16 protein-coding genes are annotated in these 14,023 nt (G+C 67.8%); 2 read left to right on the forward strand and 14 right to left on the reverse strand.

The features are described 5' to 3' along the window. Nucleotides 1–165: 165 nt before the first annotated feature. From ACLJPD_RS21645 to ftsH, 13 genes are all read right to left on the reverse strand, one after another. The gene (locus ACLJPD_RS21645; RefSeq protein ID WP_410874430.1) at nucleotides 166–597 is read right to left on the reverse strand and encodes a rhodanese-like domain-containing protein; all 432 of its coding nucleotides are present in this window, start codon (nucleotides 595–597) and stop codon (nucleotides 166–168) included. Beyond that, nucleotides 597–1,190, reverse strand: coding sequence for a cysteine dioxygenase (locus ACLJPD_RS21650; RefSeq protein ID WP_410874431.1), 594 nt, complete (start codon nucleotides 1,188–1,190; stop codon nucleotides 597–599). The genes ACLJPD_RS21645 and ACLJPD_RS21650 overlap by 1 nt, the downstream gene beginning before the upstream one ends. A gap of 127 nt (nucleotides 1,191–1,317) precedes the next feature. Further along, nucleotides 1,318–2,100 (reverse strand): type III pantothenate kinase, encoded by a 783-nt coding sequence (locus ACLJPD_RS21655; protein WP_410874432.1) that lies wholly within the window; start codon nucleotides 2,098–2,100, stop codon nucleotides 1,318–1,320. Between the two features lie 21 nt (nucleotides 2,101–2,121). Continuing rightward, nucleotides 2,122–2,541: an aspartate 1-decarboxylase gene (gene panD / locus ACLJPD_RS21660; RefSeq protein ID WP_410874433.1), complete on the reverse strand. Its 420-nt coding sequence runs from the start codon at nucleotides 2,539–2,541 to the stop codon at nucleotides 2,122–2,124. 12 nt (nucleotides 2,542–2,553) lie between these two features. Beyond that, entirely contained in the window at nucleotides 2,554–3,510 is a 957-nt protein-coding gene (panC, locus tag ACLJPD_RS21665) for a pantoate--beta-alanine ligase (RefSeq protein WP_410874434.1), read from the reverse strand. Beyond that, nucleotides 3,510–4,460 (reverse strand): Rossmann-like and DUF2520 domain-containing protein, encoded by a 951-nt coding sequence (locus tag ACLJPD_RS21670; protein ID WP_410874435.1) that lies wholly within the window; start codon nucleotides 4,458–4,460, stop codon nucleotides 3,510–3,512. The genes panC and ACLJPD_RS21670 overlap by 1 nt, the downstream gene beginning before the upstream one ends. 244 nt (nucleotides 4,461–4,704) lie before the next feature. Next, nucleotides 4,705–5,832 carry a DUF6779 domain-containing protein gene (locus ACLJPD_RS21675; protein ID WP_410874436.1) on the reverse strand — a complete coding sequence of 376 codons (1,128 nt, stop codon included), beginning with the start codon at nucleotides 5,830–5,832 and terminating at the stop codon, nucleotides 4,705–4,707. A gap of 68 nt (nucleotides 5,833–5,900) precedes the next feature. Then, nucleotides 5,901–6,374, reverse strand: a complete 474-nt coding sequence (locus ACLJPD_RS21680; RefSeq protein ID WP_410874437.1) for a DUF3180 domain-containing protein — start codon at nucleotides 6,372–6,374, stop codon at nucleotides 5,901–5,903. Then, nucleotides 6,368–6,907 (reverse strand): 2-amino-4-hydroxy-6-hydroxymethyldihydropteridine diphosphokinase, encoded by a 540-nt coding sequence (gene folK, locus ACLJPD_RS21685; RefSeq protein ID WP_410874438.1) that lies wholly within the window; start codon nucleotides 6,905–6,907, stop codon nucleotides 6,368–6,370. Before folK ends, ACLJPD_RS21680 begins: the two co-directional genes overlap by 7 nt. Then, nucleotides 6,904–7,326, reverse strand: a complete 423-nt coding sequence (gene folB / locus ACLJPD_RS21690; protein WP_410874439.1) for a dihydroneopterin aldolase — start codon at nucleotides 7,324–7,326, stop codon at nucleotides 6,904–6,906. The genes folK and folB overlap by 4 nt, the downstream gene beginning before the upstream one ends. Then, on the reverse strand, nucleotides 7,323–8,207 hold the full coding sequence (folP, locus tag ACLJPD_RS21695; RefSeq protein ID WP_410874440.1) for a dihydropteroate synthase: 885 nt from the start codon (nucleotides 8,205–8,207) through the stop codon (nucleotides 7,323–7,325). The genes folB and folP overlap by 4 nt, the downstream gene beginning before the upstream one ends. Further along, nucleotides 8,204–8,857 carry a GTP cyclohydrolase I FolE gene (folE, locus tag ACLJPD_RS21700; RefSeq protein ID WP_410874441.1) on the reverse strand — a complete coding sequence of 218 codons (654 nt, stop codon included), beginning with the start codon at nucleotides 8,855–8,857 and terminating at the stop codon, nucleotides 8,204–8,206. The genes folP and folE overlap by 4 nt, the downstream gene beginning before the upstream one ends. Before the next feature lie 244 nt (nucleotides 8,858–9,101). Next, nucleotides 9,102–11,486 carry an ATP-dependent zinc metalloprotease FtsH gene (ftsH, locus tag ACLJPD_RS21705; protein WP_410874442.1) on the reverse strand — a complete coding sequence of 795 codons (2,385 nt, stop codon included), beginning with the start codon at nucleotides 11,484–11,486 and terminating at the stop codon, nucleotides 9,102–9,104. A gap of 402 nt (nucleotides 11,487–11,888) precedes the next feature. Here ftsH and ACLJPD_RS21710 point away from each other — a divergent pair, with 402 nt between their 5' ends. Next, the gene (locus tag ACLJPD_RS21710; protein ID WP_410874443.1) at nucleotides 11,889–12,698 is read left to right on the forward strand and encodes a hypothetical protein; all 810 of its coding nucleotides are present in this window, start codon (nucleotides 11,889–11,891) and stop codon (nucleotides 12,696–12,698) included. Between the two features lie 23 nt (nucleotides 12,699–12,721). Here the strand turns inward: ACLJPD_RS21710 and ACLJPD_RS21715 are convergent, their stop codons facing one another. Continuing rightward, nucleotides 12,722–13,579: a DUF1266 domain-containing protein gene (locus ACLJPD_RS21715; protein ID WP_056819050.1), complete on the reverse strand. Its 858-nt coding sequence runs from the start codon at nucleotides 13,577–13,579 to the stop codon at nucleotides 12,722–12,724. A gap of 125 nt (nucleotides 13,580–13,704) precedes the next feature. Between ACLJPD_RS21715 and ACLJPD_RS21720 the strand changes: the two genes are divergently transcribed. Then, nucleotides 13,705–13,980, forward strand: a complete 276-nt coding sequence (locus ACLJPD_RS21720; RefSeq protein WP_410874444.1) for a DUF2277 domain-containing protein — start codon at nucleotides 13,705–13,707, stop codon at nucleotides 13,978–13,980. Nucleotides 13,981–14,023 lie beyond the last annotated feature (43 nt).

The raw sequence follows: 14,023 nt of genomic DNA on the forward strand, positions 1-14,023 counted from the left end.
CAGGGTTAGGAGTGCTCACGTTCGACAACATTAGCGGTCGGTGAAAAGGCTTTTACTACTCCCCCAGCTCACCGCCCCACCCGCCCACGAGTTGTGAAGTGCCTCACTGATTTCGCGAGGACCTGGGTAACTCCCCCACCTGAATTTTCGTCGGCGGCGGGGGAGCTACAGCGAAGCCAGCGCGTCCACCTCGCGGGCGAAATGTGGGACGCCGACGCCGACGGTCAACAAACCCGCCGACTTCAACGCCTGGTAACCGCCGACCACATCGCTGGCGCGGTGCAGGCCCAACTCCTGCAACGCGGCCGCCGCCAAACTCGACGTGTACCCCTCCGAGCAGAAGATGATCCATTCCACCTCGTGATCGACGGCGAGGGACAACCGCGCCGACGAGGTCGGATCCAGCCGCCATTCCAGGACATTGCGCTCGATCACCAGCGCGCCAGGCAGCGAACCTTCGCGTACGCGCTGGGCGGCGGGCCGGATGTCGACCAGAATCGCGCCACGCTCCAGCGCGGCGGCCACGTCGTACACATACACCCGGTGCAATCGCGCGCGAGCGTTCTCGAGCATCTGATCAATCGTCAAACGGCTCATCACAGATCACCTTCGGGCTGGTCGGTGAGGACGGTTTTGGTTCGGCGCAGCGTGCCGTGGCCTGTCACTTCGTAATAGGACATCGCCGACAACGGCGGGGAATAGGCGTGCACGCTCAACGTGGGATCGAGCGGGCCGACGGATTCGGCGGCGGGCGCGCGCACCACGTCGTGCACCCAGCCGATCGGAAACGACGCCTGATCCCCCGCGGCGAGCGTGCGCCCGCGTAACTCCGTGCCATTCCAGCGGTATTCCGAAAGAGCACCGCTGAGCACGGTGAGGGCGCCGAGCGAGCCGGCGTGATCGTGCAAATCGGTGAATTTGCCCGGCGTCCAACTGATCAGCCAGACGTCGACCTCGTCGTCGTGGGAAAGGCGGGTCGCCCAGCGTTCTTCGGTCGGCCAGATGCCGTCGGCGGGCAGGAGGTGGTCAAAGCGGCCGGAGAGAACGTCTTCGGCACCTTCGTCGGTGAGTCGCAGCAGGTCAGCGGGACGCAACCGGGTGGGCAGTGCCGAGGAGATCGCCCGGTCGAGCGGGGGCGTCGCGGAGTACTCGTCACGTGCGGACGGGAGGGAGAGGACAGAAGTACGCATGAGCGCATCTCCAGGAGGTGAGAAATCGGTCGAGGGAAACGTCAGCCTCGAACGGTCGAGGCAGATTAGCCTCGACAACACTCCTGGGTGCGCGCACGGAAGATCACGAGCGATATCCTAGCAGACACTATTTCTTGTTGCGCTCGTAGACGTGGCGCAGGCCGGTCAGCGTGAGATGCGGGACGTGGGAGTCGATGGTTTCCGATTCCGGCACGATCAGCGGTGCGCCCGCCCCCGTCGCAACCACGGTGACATCGGCGCCCGCGAACGCGTCGAATTCGTCACGAATGCGGTCGACCAGCCCGTCGACCAGTCCGGCGAAGCCGAAGATCGCGCCGGACTGAATGCACTCCATGCTGTTCTTCCCCACCACCGAACGCGGCCTCGCCAGCTCGACGCGGCGCATCGCACTGCGTTCCACCAGTGCTTCGGCGGAGATCTCCACACCGGGCGCGATCACGCCGCCGAGGAATTCGCCCTTGGCCGAGACCAGGTCGACACAGATCGCGGTGCCGAAATCGACGACGATCGCGGGCCCACCGAAGCTACGGAAAGCGGCGAGGCAGTTGACGATGCGGTCGGCGCCGACTTCCTTCGGATTGTCGACCAGTAGCGGAATGCCCGTCCGCACACCGGGTTCCACCAACACGTGCGGTACGTGCGACCAGTACCGCGCGAGCATGGCGCGCAGTTCGCGCAGCACCGGCGGCACCGTGGACAGCGCCGAGACGCCGACGATCTGGTCGAGGTCGTCGCCGACCAGACCGCGCACCTGCATCGCGAACTCGTCGGCGGTGATCAGCGGATTGGTGTGAATTCGCCAGTGCCGCACCAGTTTCGCGTGTTCGCCACTGCCGGAGAACAGGCCGAGTTCGATACTGGTGTTGCGGACGTCGATCGTCAGCAGCATCGTGCTAGCCCCCCGCCGCGCTCAGGCGAACGACAGGGAACGCGGTGAGGTGAGACCGGAGCCCTCCGGTGCGTGCGCGGGGTCGCTACCCAGCTCCACCGGACGGTTGCGGTCGTCGACGAAGACCACCTTCGGGTCGTAGTCGCGGATCTCGGCCTCGTCCATCTGGCCGTAGGCGATGAGGATCACCAGGTCACCGGGGTGCACGAGGTGGGCGGCGGCACCGTTGATGCCGATCACGCCCGAACCACGCTCGCCGGCGATCACATAGGTTTCGAGCCGGGCGCCGTTGTCGATGTCGACGATGCACACCTGCTCACCCTCGAGCAGATCGGCGGCATCGAGGAGGTCCTGGTCGACGGTCACCGAGCCGACATAGTGCAGGTCGGCATGGGTCACGGTGGCACGGTGGATCTTCGACTTCATCATGGTGCGCAACATCGTTGTCGCCTTTCAGTGCGTCTGCGAGGCAGGGAGGGAGTTCGCGTCGGGGTGCCCGTCGATCTGGGCGCCGAGCACGACGGGGGCGTTGTCGATCAGGCGGGTGTCGCCGACTCTGGCGGCGACCAGCAGGCGGGCGTTGCCCGCGGTGGGTGCCGGACCCAGGTTCGAGTCGCGCAGTTCGAGGTAGTCGACATCGAGGCCCTCGACCGTGTCCAGCACCGCGCGGGCGGTCTGGACGACCGCGTCCGCGCCGAGGCCTGCGGCATGGCGGCCCGCGGCGAGCGCGGCCGACAGGGCGAGTGCCGACTCGCGCTGGGTGGCGTCGAGGAAGCGGTTGCGCGAGGAGAGGGCGAGGCCGTCGGGCTCGCGGACCGTCGGGTAGGCGACGATCCTCGCGTCCATGTTCAGGTCGCGCACCATCTGCCGGATCAGCGTGAGCTGCTGGTAGTCCTTCTCCCCGAAATACGCCTCGGAGGCGTGGGTGACATTGAGCAGCTTCGCGACGACGGTGAGCATGCCCGCGAAATGCGTCGGCCTGCTGCCACCTTCGAGCTCGGCACCGAGCGGACCGGGCTGGATCGTGGTCCGCATGCCGTCGGGGTACATATCGGAAACACTCGGGGCGAAGACCAGATCGACACCCTCGGTGCGGAGCAGTTCGAGATCGGCGTCGAGGGTGCGCGGGTAGGCGTCGAGGTCTTCGTTCGCGCCGAACTGCAGCGGGTTGACGAAGATCGAGACGATCACGACCTGATTGTTGAGCTTGGCCTGACGGATCAGCGCGAGGTGACCCTCGTGCAGCGCGCCCATCGTCGGCACGAAACCGACCGTGCGACCGGCCCCACGCAACGCCTTGGCGACCGTGTCGAGCACCTCGGGGTTGTGGTGCACGGTCAGCACGCCCGCCTTGAAAGCGCCGGTGGCGCGGGCGCCGCCCTGGTGGTGATGCACTTCTCGGGGTTCCATCAGTGGCCTTCCTTGGCAAGCAGCTCCAGCAGTGCCGGATCGGTGTCGGCGAGTTCGGCGGTGCGCAGCGAGTTGGCGCGGTAGGCCTCGGCCAGGCGGTCGTCGACCTGGGCGAGTGCGGCGAGGTGGGCGGCGACGGCGTCGACATCGCCGCGGGCGACCGGGCCGGTCAGCGCGGCCTGGCCGCGGCGCAGCGCGTTGTCGAGGGCGGCCGAGGCCAGCGGGGCGAGCAGACGTTCGGGCAGGCCGCCGGGCTGGTCGTCGACCAGCGGCTGACCGAGCAGGCCGGGGCCCGAAAGGGATTCGCGCAGCGCCGCGACGGCGTCGACGATGACCGTGACCAGGTGATTGCTGCCGTGGGCAAGGGCCGCGTGATACAGCGAGCGCTGGTCTTCTTCGACGCGGACCGGTTCGCCACCCATCTCGATCACCAATGCCTGTGCGATGGCGTACCCGACCTCGTCGGCGGCGGTGACGCCGAAACAGGCGTTGGTCAGGCGGGCGATGTCCTCGTCGTGGCCGGTGAAGGTCATGGCGGGGTGGATGGCGAGGCCGAGCGCGCCCTTTTTCGTCAGTGGCTCGAGAATCGCGACGCCGTTCGCGCCCGAGGTGTGCACGACGATGGTGCCGGGGCGGACCACGTTCGCACCGGCGAGGCCGCGGACCAGACCAGCCAGTTCGGCGTCGGGGACCGCCAGCAGGAGCAGTTCGCTGCGCTGGGCGATCTGCTCGATCGGCAGGACCTCGGCTTCGGGCAGCCGGGTACGAGCGCGATGCACCGAGACATCGGAGATCGCGGCGACACCGAAGACCACGTGGCCGGCTCGCTCGAGCGCGACACCGAGTGCGGAACCCACTCGTCCCGCCGAGACGATTCCTACCGTCAGTCGTGCGGGCGCTGGGTCGACACTCGTGTTCGCGCCATCAGGGTTGACACTTCTCGAGGTCAACGTTGTCCTCTCGATTGCGTTCCAGTCCCGCGGTGCGGGTACCAGACGTTACGAGTCGAGGATAGAGGTGTTTGCGCACAGGACGCCATCGCCCCACCCAGTGACATAGCTCTCCCGCCTCTCCGCGTCTTCAGGCCAGAGCTAGGTGGGTGAGCTGTGGCGTTGGCGGCCGGCGGTCAGGAGGTGGGGTGCGTTTGCTCGTGCCCGGGGAGTTACCGATGTTCTTGCGAGATCAGTTGTCGCTTCAGCGGGAGGATTCCGATTCGAGGTTGGCCATGATGTCTGCCACCGAGAGGCGGGTGGTGCCTTCGGTTTCTGCGCGGCGGCGTCGGCGGGTGCTGGTGCCGACGGCAGGGGCCTTTTCGGGGCGTTTGGCCGGGGGCTGGGTGGGGGTCGGGTCTGCGGGGGCTGTGGCGACGGGAGCTGGGGCGGGCTCGGCCGTGGGCACAGGGGCTGGGACGGGCTCGGCCGGGGCTGGGGCGGGCTCGGCCGGGGCTGGGACGGGCTCGGCCGGGGCGGCGGGAGCTGGGGTCGACGGCTTGACGGTGGCTTGGGGGCCGGTGGTGGGCTCGGTCGGGGAGGCTGTGTCGGTCACCTTGCGGGTGTTCGGCGAGGACAGGCGTGGCGGGGGTGTCTTGGTGGACGACTTCGGCGTCGTGGGGGCGGGCTCGGGGGTCGATGCCTGCTGGGTTTCGGCGTACTCGTCGAGCTGGACGGCCGAGGTCTCGGCGGTGACCGGGTCGTCGTAGGGGTCGGCGAAATTGGCCGAAACCGGTTCCATGAAGACGGGTTTCAGTGCGCTGGGCGGTTGCTGCCACGGACCGAACCAGGCGGCGGTGGCATCCTCGGGGCTAACGTCGAAATCGTGGTCGGGCTCGTCGAAGGCATTGAAGCCACCGGCGGGCAACGCGTCGATCCGCACGGCGTCGGCCTGCAGCGCGGGCTGCTCGTCGGGCAGTGCGCCGTCGAAGAGGACCTGCAAATTCTGGCGAAGCAGGGTCAGCTCCGCGCGCAGTGCGGCGATTTCGGAGGTGTCGGCGCCCACTTCGGCGCGGACCCGCGCCTCGACACCCATCTCGTACTCACGGCGCGCGTTGATCTCGCGCTCTAGCTGCAACTCGTACACCGTCTGCAGATCGCGCACCTTCGCCTTGTCGACAGCCGCGTCCTTGCGGTACCGGGTAGCCGCGAGCGCGCCGATCACCGCCGCCCACAGGGCCGCTACCAGGCCGATCCTGACGTATTGGACGTTTTCGCTGAAGATCAGGAAAACGCTGGCCGTCAGACCGAGGAGGATGAGGAAACCGACGAAGAATTTTCCCGCGTCGTCCCGCCGTCGTCGGGGCGCCGTGCTGCGGGAGGGTGAAACCATGAGGGCCAGGGTAGCCGGAATCGGCTGGTGGGCCCACCAAAGGTGCCAGTGATTCCATTCGCAAGTTGCTACGTAGTAGCGGGGTCGTCCGTCGGGTCCTCGGGTGCCCGGCAGCAATACTCCAGCCACAATGCCGCAGCAACCAGGGCCGAACCGGCCAGTAGGCCCACCACCGCACCCGGCGAATCGGCAGCAGCCGCGGTCACGGTCCCGCGCTGTGGGAATACCCACAGCAGGAAGCCAAGCCACACACCGGCGGCCAGCGAACCCACCTGCAGCGACGCCTTCGCCAGCGCCACACCTCTGGCGACGTTGATCGGATGCATCTGGCCCGAGCCGTCACCGATCTGCTCGTCGGCGATCTTGGCCTTGATCGCGAATCCCAGCGCCGCCTCGATCGCGGCGACCGGCAGCAGCGAAGCACCGGCGGCCACCGAGATCGACGGGAAGCTGGAATAGGCGAACCGGGTGGCGATCCAGGCGACCGCGGCGGCCACCACCACGTTCAGCGCCAGGTCGAGTACCCGGGTGGGTTTCAGCACGAGCGGGCGCTCTCGTCGCCGAGCACCAGGTCGGTGCGGATCACACCGTCTCTTTCGGACCGGTCGATCTCGGCGAGCAGCTCCGCGATCGGGCGGGCGGTGCCGTCGACGAGGAGTTGCGCGGACGGTTCGACGGCCAGCCACGGGATCAGCACGAAGGCCCGGTTGTGGGCCTGCGGGTGCGGGAGGATCAGGGCGGGGTCGGTATGGCGGGCGATCGACGCGGCGGTGTCGTCGGCGCACTGGACCACGTCGACATCGAGAGTGCGCGCACCCCAACGGATTTCACGGATACGGCCGGCGGACTGCTCGAGTTCTTGACCGAAGCGCAGCCACGCGTAGTCGTCGAAGGCTGAATCTTCCGCGACGACAACAGCATTGAGGTAGTCGTCCTGGTCGACGCCACCCCACGGCGCGGTGGTGTAGACGGGCGACACCGCAATGGTCCGCTCCCCCAGCGCATTCAGCACGCTGCGCAGGTGCGCGAGCCGATCACCCAGATTCGAGCCGATCGACAGCACCGCGCGAGTCATCGCCGCGACTCCGGCGCCACCGTGCGATACCGGGTCGCCACCACCCGCACGTCTTCGAAGGTGTGCGGGATCGGCGCCGACGGCTTGTGCACCACCACCTCCACCGCCTCGATCCGCGGGTCGGCCATCACGTCGTCAGCGATCTCGGAGACGACCGTTTCGATCAGATCGCGCGCCGGACCGGTGACGATGCGCACGGCACGCTCGGCGAGGGCGCCGTAGTCGACGGTGTCGGCGAGGTCGTCGGAGGCGGCGGCGGCCGCGAAATCAACCCAGACCGTCAGATCGACGACGAACTCCTGGCCGTCCTTACGTTCGAAATCGAACACACCGTGTCGACCGAACGCACGCAGCCCCCTCAGTTCGATCCGCGACGACGCGGGCCTACCGGCAGGTGGCGGCAGCAGATGCGAGTTCATCGGACAGCTCCTCTGGCGGCGGTCGATCGGGCTACGGCGGCTCGCTGCCATGCGTCGGCGACGGCGATCGCGTCCAGGGAAGCGCGGACGTCGTGCACTCGGACGCCCCAGGCGCCGTGGGTGGCGGCGAGGGCGGAGAGGGTGGCGGTGGCGGTTTCGCGGCCGTCGGGGGGACGGGGGCCGGATTCGTCGGCCAGCAGGCCGCCGAGAAAGCGTTTGCGGGAGGCGCCGATCAGGATGGGGAGGCCGTCCGCGAGCAGTTCGGGAAGGGCGGCCAGCAGTTCCCAGTTGTGGTCGGCGTTCTTGGCGAAGCCGAGGCCGGGGTCGAGGATCAGCCGTTCCGGGGGCACGCCCGCGGCGACGGCCAGGTCGACCTGGGCGGCGAGTTCGGCACGCACCTCGGCGACCACGTCGTCGTAGTGGTCGGCGGGGCCGGTGTGGCGGTAGTCGGCGGCGGCACGCCAGTGCATGAGGATCCACGGCACGCCTGCTTCGGCGACGACTTTGACCATATTCGGGTCGGCGCGACCGCCGGAGACGTCGTTGACGATCGAGACACCCGCCTCCAGTGCGGCTGCGGCGACCTCGGCGCGCATGGTGTCGACACTGGTCGGCACACCCGCGGCGACCAGCCCGCGGATGACCGGCGTCACCCGGGCGACTTCGGCGGCGGGATCGACCCGATCGGCACCCGGCCTGGTCGATTCACCACCGACGTCGACGATATCGGCGCCCGCCTCGTACAGCTCGACGCCGTGCGCGATCGCGAGCTCGGGATCGAGATAGCGACCACCATCGGAGAAGGAATCGGCGGTCACATTGACGACGCCCATGACCACGCACGAGCGCTGGTCACGGGCGGTCACCGGTAGCTGGCTCATTTGCGCAGGATCAGGTCCAGCGCCTCGGATCGCGAGGCGGAGTCGGTTTGCAACTGGCCGCGCACCGCCGAGGTGGTGGTGCTGGCGCCCGGCTTGCGGATTCCCCTCATGGCCATGCACAGGTGCTCGGCCTCGATCACCACGATCGCGCCGCGCGGATCGAGCCTGCGCATCACCGCGTCGGCGATCTGGCTGGTCAGCCGCTCCTGCACCTGCGGGCGCTTGGCGTACAGGTCGACGACGCGGGCCAGCTTCGACAGCCCCGTCACCCGACCGTGCGCGCCGGGGATGTAGCCGACGTGCGCGACGCCGTGGAAGGAGACCAGGTGGTGCTCGCAGGTGGAGAACATGGGAATGTCGCGGACCAGCACGAGTTCCTGATGACCCTCGTCGAAGGTGGTCGCCAGCACCGCGTCGGGCTCGGTGTAGAGCCCGGCGAACATCTCCCGATAGGCGCGCGCCACCCGGGCGGGCGTGTCGAGCAGGCCGGGTCGGTCCGGGTCCTCGCCGACCGCGATCAGCAGTTCACGCACCGCGTTCTCGGCGCGCACCTGATCGAACGGCGAACCGGTCGCCAGCGCCGTCAGCACCGACGGACCGGTCGCACCCAGCTCACCTGCCGGATCGAGATCCTGCTTGTTGGCCGACACTTCTCCGCACCTCCATAATATTTGCGGCTGGCGCCGCGGATTCTCGGCCCTGTTCCCCGCCTCTTCCCTCCCTCCGGGTACTCCTTCGTCGCACCCTCCGGTCAGTCCAGAGGCGGGCGGGCCGAGAACCAGAGCCGAAAGAGCCGGCGATTACCCGACGTTCGACGGCGAGGCGTAGTCCGAGAACCTGTGCCGAACGCCGAAGTTATCCGGCGTTCGACGGTTGAGCGTAGTTGGCCATCGGTCACTGGCGGCCGTTCGGCCCTTCCCAGTCCTTGTGCTCCGGATCGGCGTCGCGCACCGGCGGCTGTGGCTGGGCACCCCAGGGGTGGAACCCGTCGTCGGCGTGCCGCGGCTGCTGCTGCTCCGGCCTGCCCCAGGCACTGCCCTGGTCCTGCGGCGGTTGGGGCTGCTGTTGCGGCGGCTGCTGTTGCGGCTGCTGCTGCCGAGGTGCCTGCTGCTCCTCGCGCGGCGGCCAGCCCGGGGCCGACCAACCGGCCGGTGCGCCGTAGTCGGGCCGTGAACCGTGCGTTCCCGACTGCCGCGGGAACGCCTGGGTGGGCGCGGCGGGCAACGGGTAACCGGCGGCGGGCGGCGCGGGCTGGCCATAGGGCTGACCCGGGTACCCGTTGGGCTCGACCGGCGGTGCACCGTTGGGCACCGGCACCGGCGCGGGCTGCACCGGCGGCCACGGCTCGCCGCGCTCGACGGCCAGCTCGCCCGGCGTCTTCACCGGCGGCTTGTCCGACGGGTGCCGGTCACCGAAATCGTTGAACGCGGTGATCCGCGGACGCTTCTCGACCCCGGCAAGGACCTTCTCGAGATCCTTGCGGTGCAGCGTCTCGCGCTCGAGCAGCGCGGTGGCCAATGCGTCGAGCTGCTCGCGGTATTCGCTGAGGATGGACCACGCCTCGGTGTGCGCGGCCTCGATCAGGTTGCGCACCTCCTCGTCGATCTCGCGGGCGACCTCGTGCGAGTAATCGGGCTGCACGCCCATCGAGCGGCCGAGGAACGGGTCGCCCTGCTCCTGGCCGTAGCGAACCGCGCCGAGGCGGGCACTCATGCCGTACTCGGTGACCATCCCGCGGGCGATCTTGGTGGCCTGATCGATATCGGAGGACGCGCCGGTGGTCGGCTCGTGGAACACCAGTTCCTCGGCCGCGCGGCCGCCCATCGCGAAGACCAGCCGGGAGATCATCTCCGAGCGGGTCATCAGGCCCTTGTCGTCCTCGGGCACCGTCATGGCGTGACCGCCGGTGCGGCCACGGGCCAGGATGGTGACCTTGTAGACGGGCTCGATATCGGGCATCGCCCAGGCCGCCAGGGTGTGGCCGCCCTCGTGGTAGGCGGTGATCTTCTTCTCGTGCTCGCTGATGATGCGGCTCTTGCGGCGCGGGCCACCGATCACGCGGTCGACCGATTCCTCGAGCGATTCGCCGGTGATGACCGAACCGTTCTCGCGGGCGGTGAGCAGCGCGGCCTCGTTGATCACGTTGGCCAAATCGGCGCCGGACATGCCGACGGTGCGCTTGGCCAGCCCCTCGAGGTCGGCGTCCTGGGCGATCGGCTTACCCGCCGAGTGCACCCGCAGGATCGCGCGGCGGCCGGCCAGGTCGGGATTGCCCACCGGGATCTGCCGGTCGAAACGGCCGGGACGCAGCAGCGCGGGGTCGAGGATGTCGGGACGGTTGGTGGCCGCGATCAGGATGATGTTGGAGCGATCGCCGAAGCCGTCCATCTCGACGAGCAGCTGGTTCAGCGTCTGCTCGCGCTCGTCGTGACCGCCGCCGAGGCCAGCACCGCGCTGGCGGCCGACCGCGTCGATCTCGTCGACGAAGATGATGCAGGGACTGTTCTGCTTGGCCTGCTCGAACAGGTCACGCACACGCGAGGCGCCGACACCGACGAACATCTCGACGAAGTCCGAACCGGAGATCGTGAAGAACGGCACCCCGGCCTCGCCCGCGACCGCGCGGGCCAGCAGGGTCTTACCGGTTCCCGGCGGACCGTAGAGCAGCACGCCCTTGGGGATCTTCGCGCCGAGTGCCTGGTAGCGGGCCGGATTCTGCAGGAAATCCTTGATCTCGTACAGCTCTTCGACGGCCTCGTCGGCACCGGCCACGTCGGAGAACGTGGTCTTGGGCATGTCCTTGGTCAGCAGCTTGGCCTTGGACTTACCGAAGCCCATCATGCCGCCGCGACCACCGCCCTGCATGCGCGACATCACGAAGATGAACAGGCCGACCAACAGCACCATCGGCACGATGAAAAGCAGCAGCTGGGAAAGCCAGCTCTCCTGCTTGACCACGGTGTCGTACGGCGCGCCGGAATTCTGCACGGCGTCGAGGACCTGCGCGGAGTTCTCCCCACCACTGGGGTACTTGGCGACGATCTTGGCGTTGTTGCTCGTGGCTTCGTTGCCGTTGTTCAGTTCGATGCGGAGCTGCTGCTCCTTGTCATCGATCTGCACGTTCTTGACGTTCGCTTTGTCTTCGAGCTGGGCAAGCGCAACGGAGGTGTCGACACTCTCCCAGCCGCGCGTGTCATCGCTGAGAAAGCTGAACAGCCAGATCATGAGCATGATGCCCGAGATGATCGCCAAAGTGCGAAACACTGTCTTGCGGTTCATAGAGCGTCGGCCGGACGGCCCAGTCCTTTCCGGTTATTTCTCCGGGTGTGCCTAGCGAAGCGTCGAGATCGGCGGGTTTCGGATGCGGACATGCCACGTTACCGCGTACGGTCTAGTTCGATACATCGCGCAGTTCGGCTGCTGGTGCAGTTGCACTGGTAAACGGCCGGAGAACGCAAGAGGTTCCCGAACGCTCCGACCGGGTTGTGGCAAGTGGCCACAATCATGTCATGCCCGCCTTATCGTGGGCGACGACACAACTACAGCGCAGGGGGTACAGCCATCGTCGAGCTACGAACACCCACAGCGATTCTGCGCCACGGCGGTGGACGGCTCGTCGTCCTCCGACCGGGTACCGACGGCGAACGTGTTCTCGACGTTCCCATTGCCGACCTGCTAAAAGTGCGCCTCAATCGGCGCGCCGACGAAGCGGTCGTGATCGAGATCTATCTCCGTTATCCCACCGCGGTCCTCACCGGCGTGCCCGCCGACCGCACTCCCCTTCCTGTGCTCATCGCCGAGCACGATGTGCCTGCCGCCCTCGGCATCGTCGACCGGATCAACGACCAGATCATGACGACCCAGCGCATCGACGTGGCCGCGCCGGATCTCACCCCGCCTGCCCCCGAGTGGGGCAAGTCGGGGCCGACCCGCGCCGACGTCGAGCGCGCCGTGCGCCGGATGGCGCCGCGCAAGGACGCCCGTACCGCGGTCACCGCGCTGAATCGGTACGTCACACCCGACGAATACGTCCTGGAAACAGCCATCGCCGTTGCCGCGCCGCCCGCGGGGTCGGGCACCGGCCTGCTCGCGGCGACCACCACCAGGGTGCTGTTCATCTCGATCGGCAGCGGCGAACGCTATGCCTTCGAATTGGCGGTGGCCGCGATTCTCGGCGCCCGCACCGTCGAGGGTGCGCGTTCGGCGCCCGGCGAGGTCGATACGCGCCACGGCGGCTCCGGCATCGACATCAACGACGGCAATCGCACATTGCATTTCGCGGGCGTGGATCGCGCCGACACCGAGCGTGTCACCTGCGCGGTGAATTTCGCCGTGCGCAGGCAGGCCGCCGACGGTGCACCTGGGCCTGCCGATCCCGGTGTCAACCAGCTCTACGCGGAGTGGGAATTACTGGTCGAGCGGCATTCGCTCGGCATGGTTGACGACACCCAGTTCCAGCGCTATGGCCGCGGAATTCTGCGCAGCCTGTAAGTACCGGTAGCCGGACCGAATTCTCAATTCGGTTCGGCTGCTTCGGTTTCCGCTTTCTGCTCCGGCTCGTTGAGTTCGATCCGACGCCACGGGCTGGTGGGCCGGGTCCACAGGCGCACCAGTTCCATCCGCCGGTCGACGCCGCCGTTCTTCAGCTCGGCGAGGTCCTCGGTGGCCTGCCAATAGGTCCAGCCGGTGAGGTAGGCGTCGCCGAACTGGCGCCAGTTGCGGTAGCGGCGCTGCGCGGGAACGAGTGCTCGCATGCAGTATTCCCACGCCACATCGGCGTCGATATAGCCGGCGGTGAACGCCATGCGGGCCACCGCGACGACGCGGGCCAGATCCCAGGCGTGGATGTCATTGGGTAGCGGGCGCGACAGGTGGTCGGTGAAGCCGATCTTGATGGCCTGGGCCCAGATGTCGTAATCGCGAACCAGCGCCTCGGGGTTGTCCATCCCCCGAAACGAACCGACCTGACGCAAGAACGCGCGCTGTTTGTCGGCCCGCTCACCGAAACGGTCGCGCTCGCTGGCATTGACCGAGGCCATCACCAGCGGATGAACCAGCGAATACAACGGTGCGTGCATGCCTTCGAGCAGCTGCTCCATCGAGGCGCGGGCTTCGGTGCCGTCGGTGATGCCCCATGCGCCGGTGAGGGTGTCGATGGCGAGTTCGCGGCGGTCACCGAGCGGGTGCTCGCGTTCGGGGCCGAGCAGCATCGCGTCGTGGAAGGCGTCCCAGCGCGTGGAGTAGAAGGCACCGAGCGCGAGGGCGCGCAGTTCGTCGTCGCTCACGCCAGCGCCCGACCAGTGATCTTCTTCGCGCTCGTCTAGTTCCGGGTAGGGAAAAGTGGTCAGCGCTGGTACTCCCCTGGCAGCCATGCGGCCGAGTCTAGTGCGGTGACTGCCATCACGGGTGGCCTGTGAATCTCGCGTGGGTCACGAGAATTTCAGATCACCTGTTTCTTCGCCTGTCACGTCATGGCAACCAGGACTATGGTTCTGACATGTGTAGAAATATCACCGTCTTGCGTGGTCTGGAGCCTGCCGCCACCGAGCAGGAGATCTACGCTGCCGCCTTGCAATATGTGCGCAAAGTCGGCGGCATCTCCGGCCTGAGCAGCGCCACCAAACCCGCCGTCGACAAGGCCGTCGCGGCCATCGCCGCGGCCACCACCGCGTTGCTGACCGAGCTGCCCGATCGCCGGGTTCCACCGCCTACCGAGCCGCCGTTGCGGCGGATCGCGGCACGCGAGAACGAGGTCGGCGAGCCCACCCAGTGATCGGCACCAACCACTAACTGCAACGTGTTCTAATCAGACTGAG

The sequence above is a fragment of the Nocardia sp. A7 genome (assembly GCF_046549215.1).
Lineage (GTDB): Bacteria > Actinomycetota > Actinomycetes > Mycobacteriales > Mycobacteriaceae > Nocardia.

Coding starts and splice junctions, on each gene's coding strand:
- ACLJPD_RS21645 (WP_410874430.1), bottom strand. CDS start 597: ATGAGCCGTTTGACGATTGATCAGATGCTCGAGAACGCTCGCGCGCGA.
- ACLJPD_RS21650 (WP_410874431.1), bottom strand. CDS start 1,190: ATGCGTACTTCTGTCCTCTCCCTCCCGTCCGCACGTGACGAGTACTCC.
- ACLJPD_RS21655 (WP_410874432.1), bottom strand. CDS start 2,100: ATGCTGCTGACGATCGACGTCCGCAACACCAGTATCGAACTCGGCCTG.
- panD (WP_410874433.1), bottom strand. CDS start 2,541: ATGTTGCGCACCATGATGAAGTCGAAGATCCACCGTGCCACCGTGACC.
- panC (WP_410874434.1), bottom strand. CDS start 3,510: ATGGAACCCCGAGAAGTGCATCACCACCAGGGCGGCGCCCGCGCCACC.
- ACLJPD_RS21675 (WP_410874436.1), bottom strand. CDS start 5,832: ATGGTTTCACCCTCCCGCAGCACGGCGCCCCGACGACGGCGGGACGAC.
- folK (WP_410874438.1), bottom strand. CDS start 6,907: ATGACTCGCGCGGTGCTGTCGATCGGCTCGAATCTGGGTGATCGGCTC.
- folB (WP_410874439.1), bottom strand. CDS start 7,326: ATGAACTCGCATCTGCTGCCGCCACCTGCCGGTAGGCCCGCGTCGTCG.
- folP (WP_410874440.1), bottom strand. CDS start 8,207: ATGAGCCAGCTACCGGTGACCGCCCGTGACCAGCGCTCGTGCGTGGTC.
- ftsH (WP_410874442.1), bottom strand. CDS start 11,486: ATGAACCGCAAGACAGTGTTTCGCACTTTGGCGATCATCTCGGGCATC.
- ACLJPD_RS21715 (WP_056819050.1), bottom strand. CDS start 13,579: ATGGCTGCCAGGGGAGTACCAGCGCTGACCACTTTTCCCTACCCGGAA.
- ACLJPD_RS21720 (WP_410874444.1), top strand. CDS start 13,705: ATGTGTAGAAATATCACCGTCTTGCGTGGTCTGGAGCCTGCCGCCACC.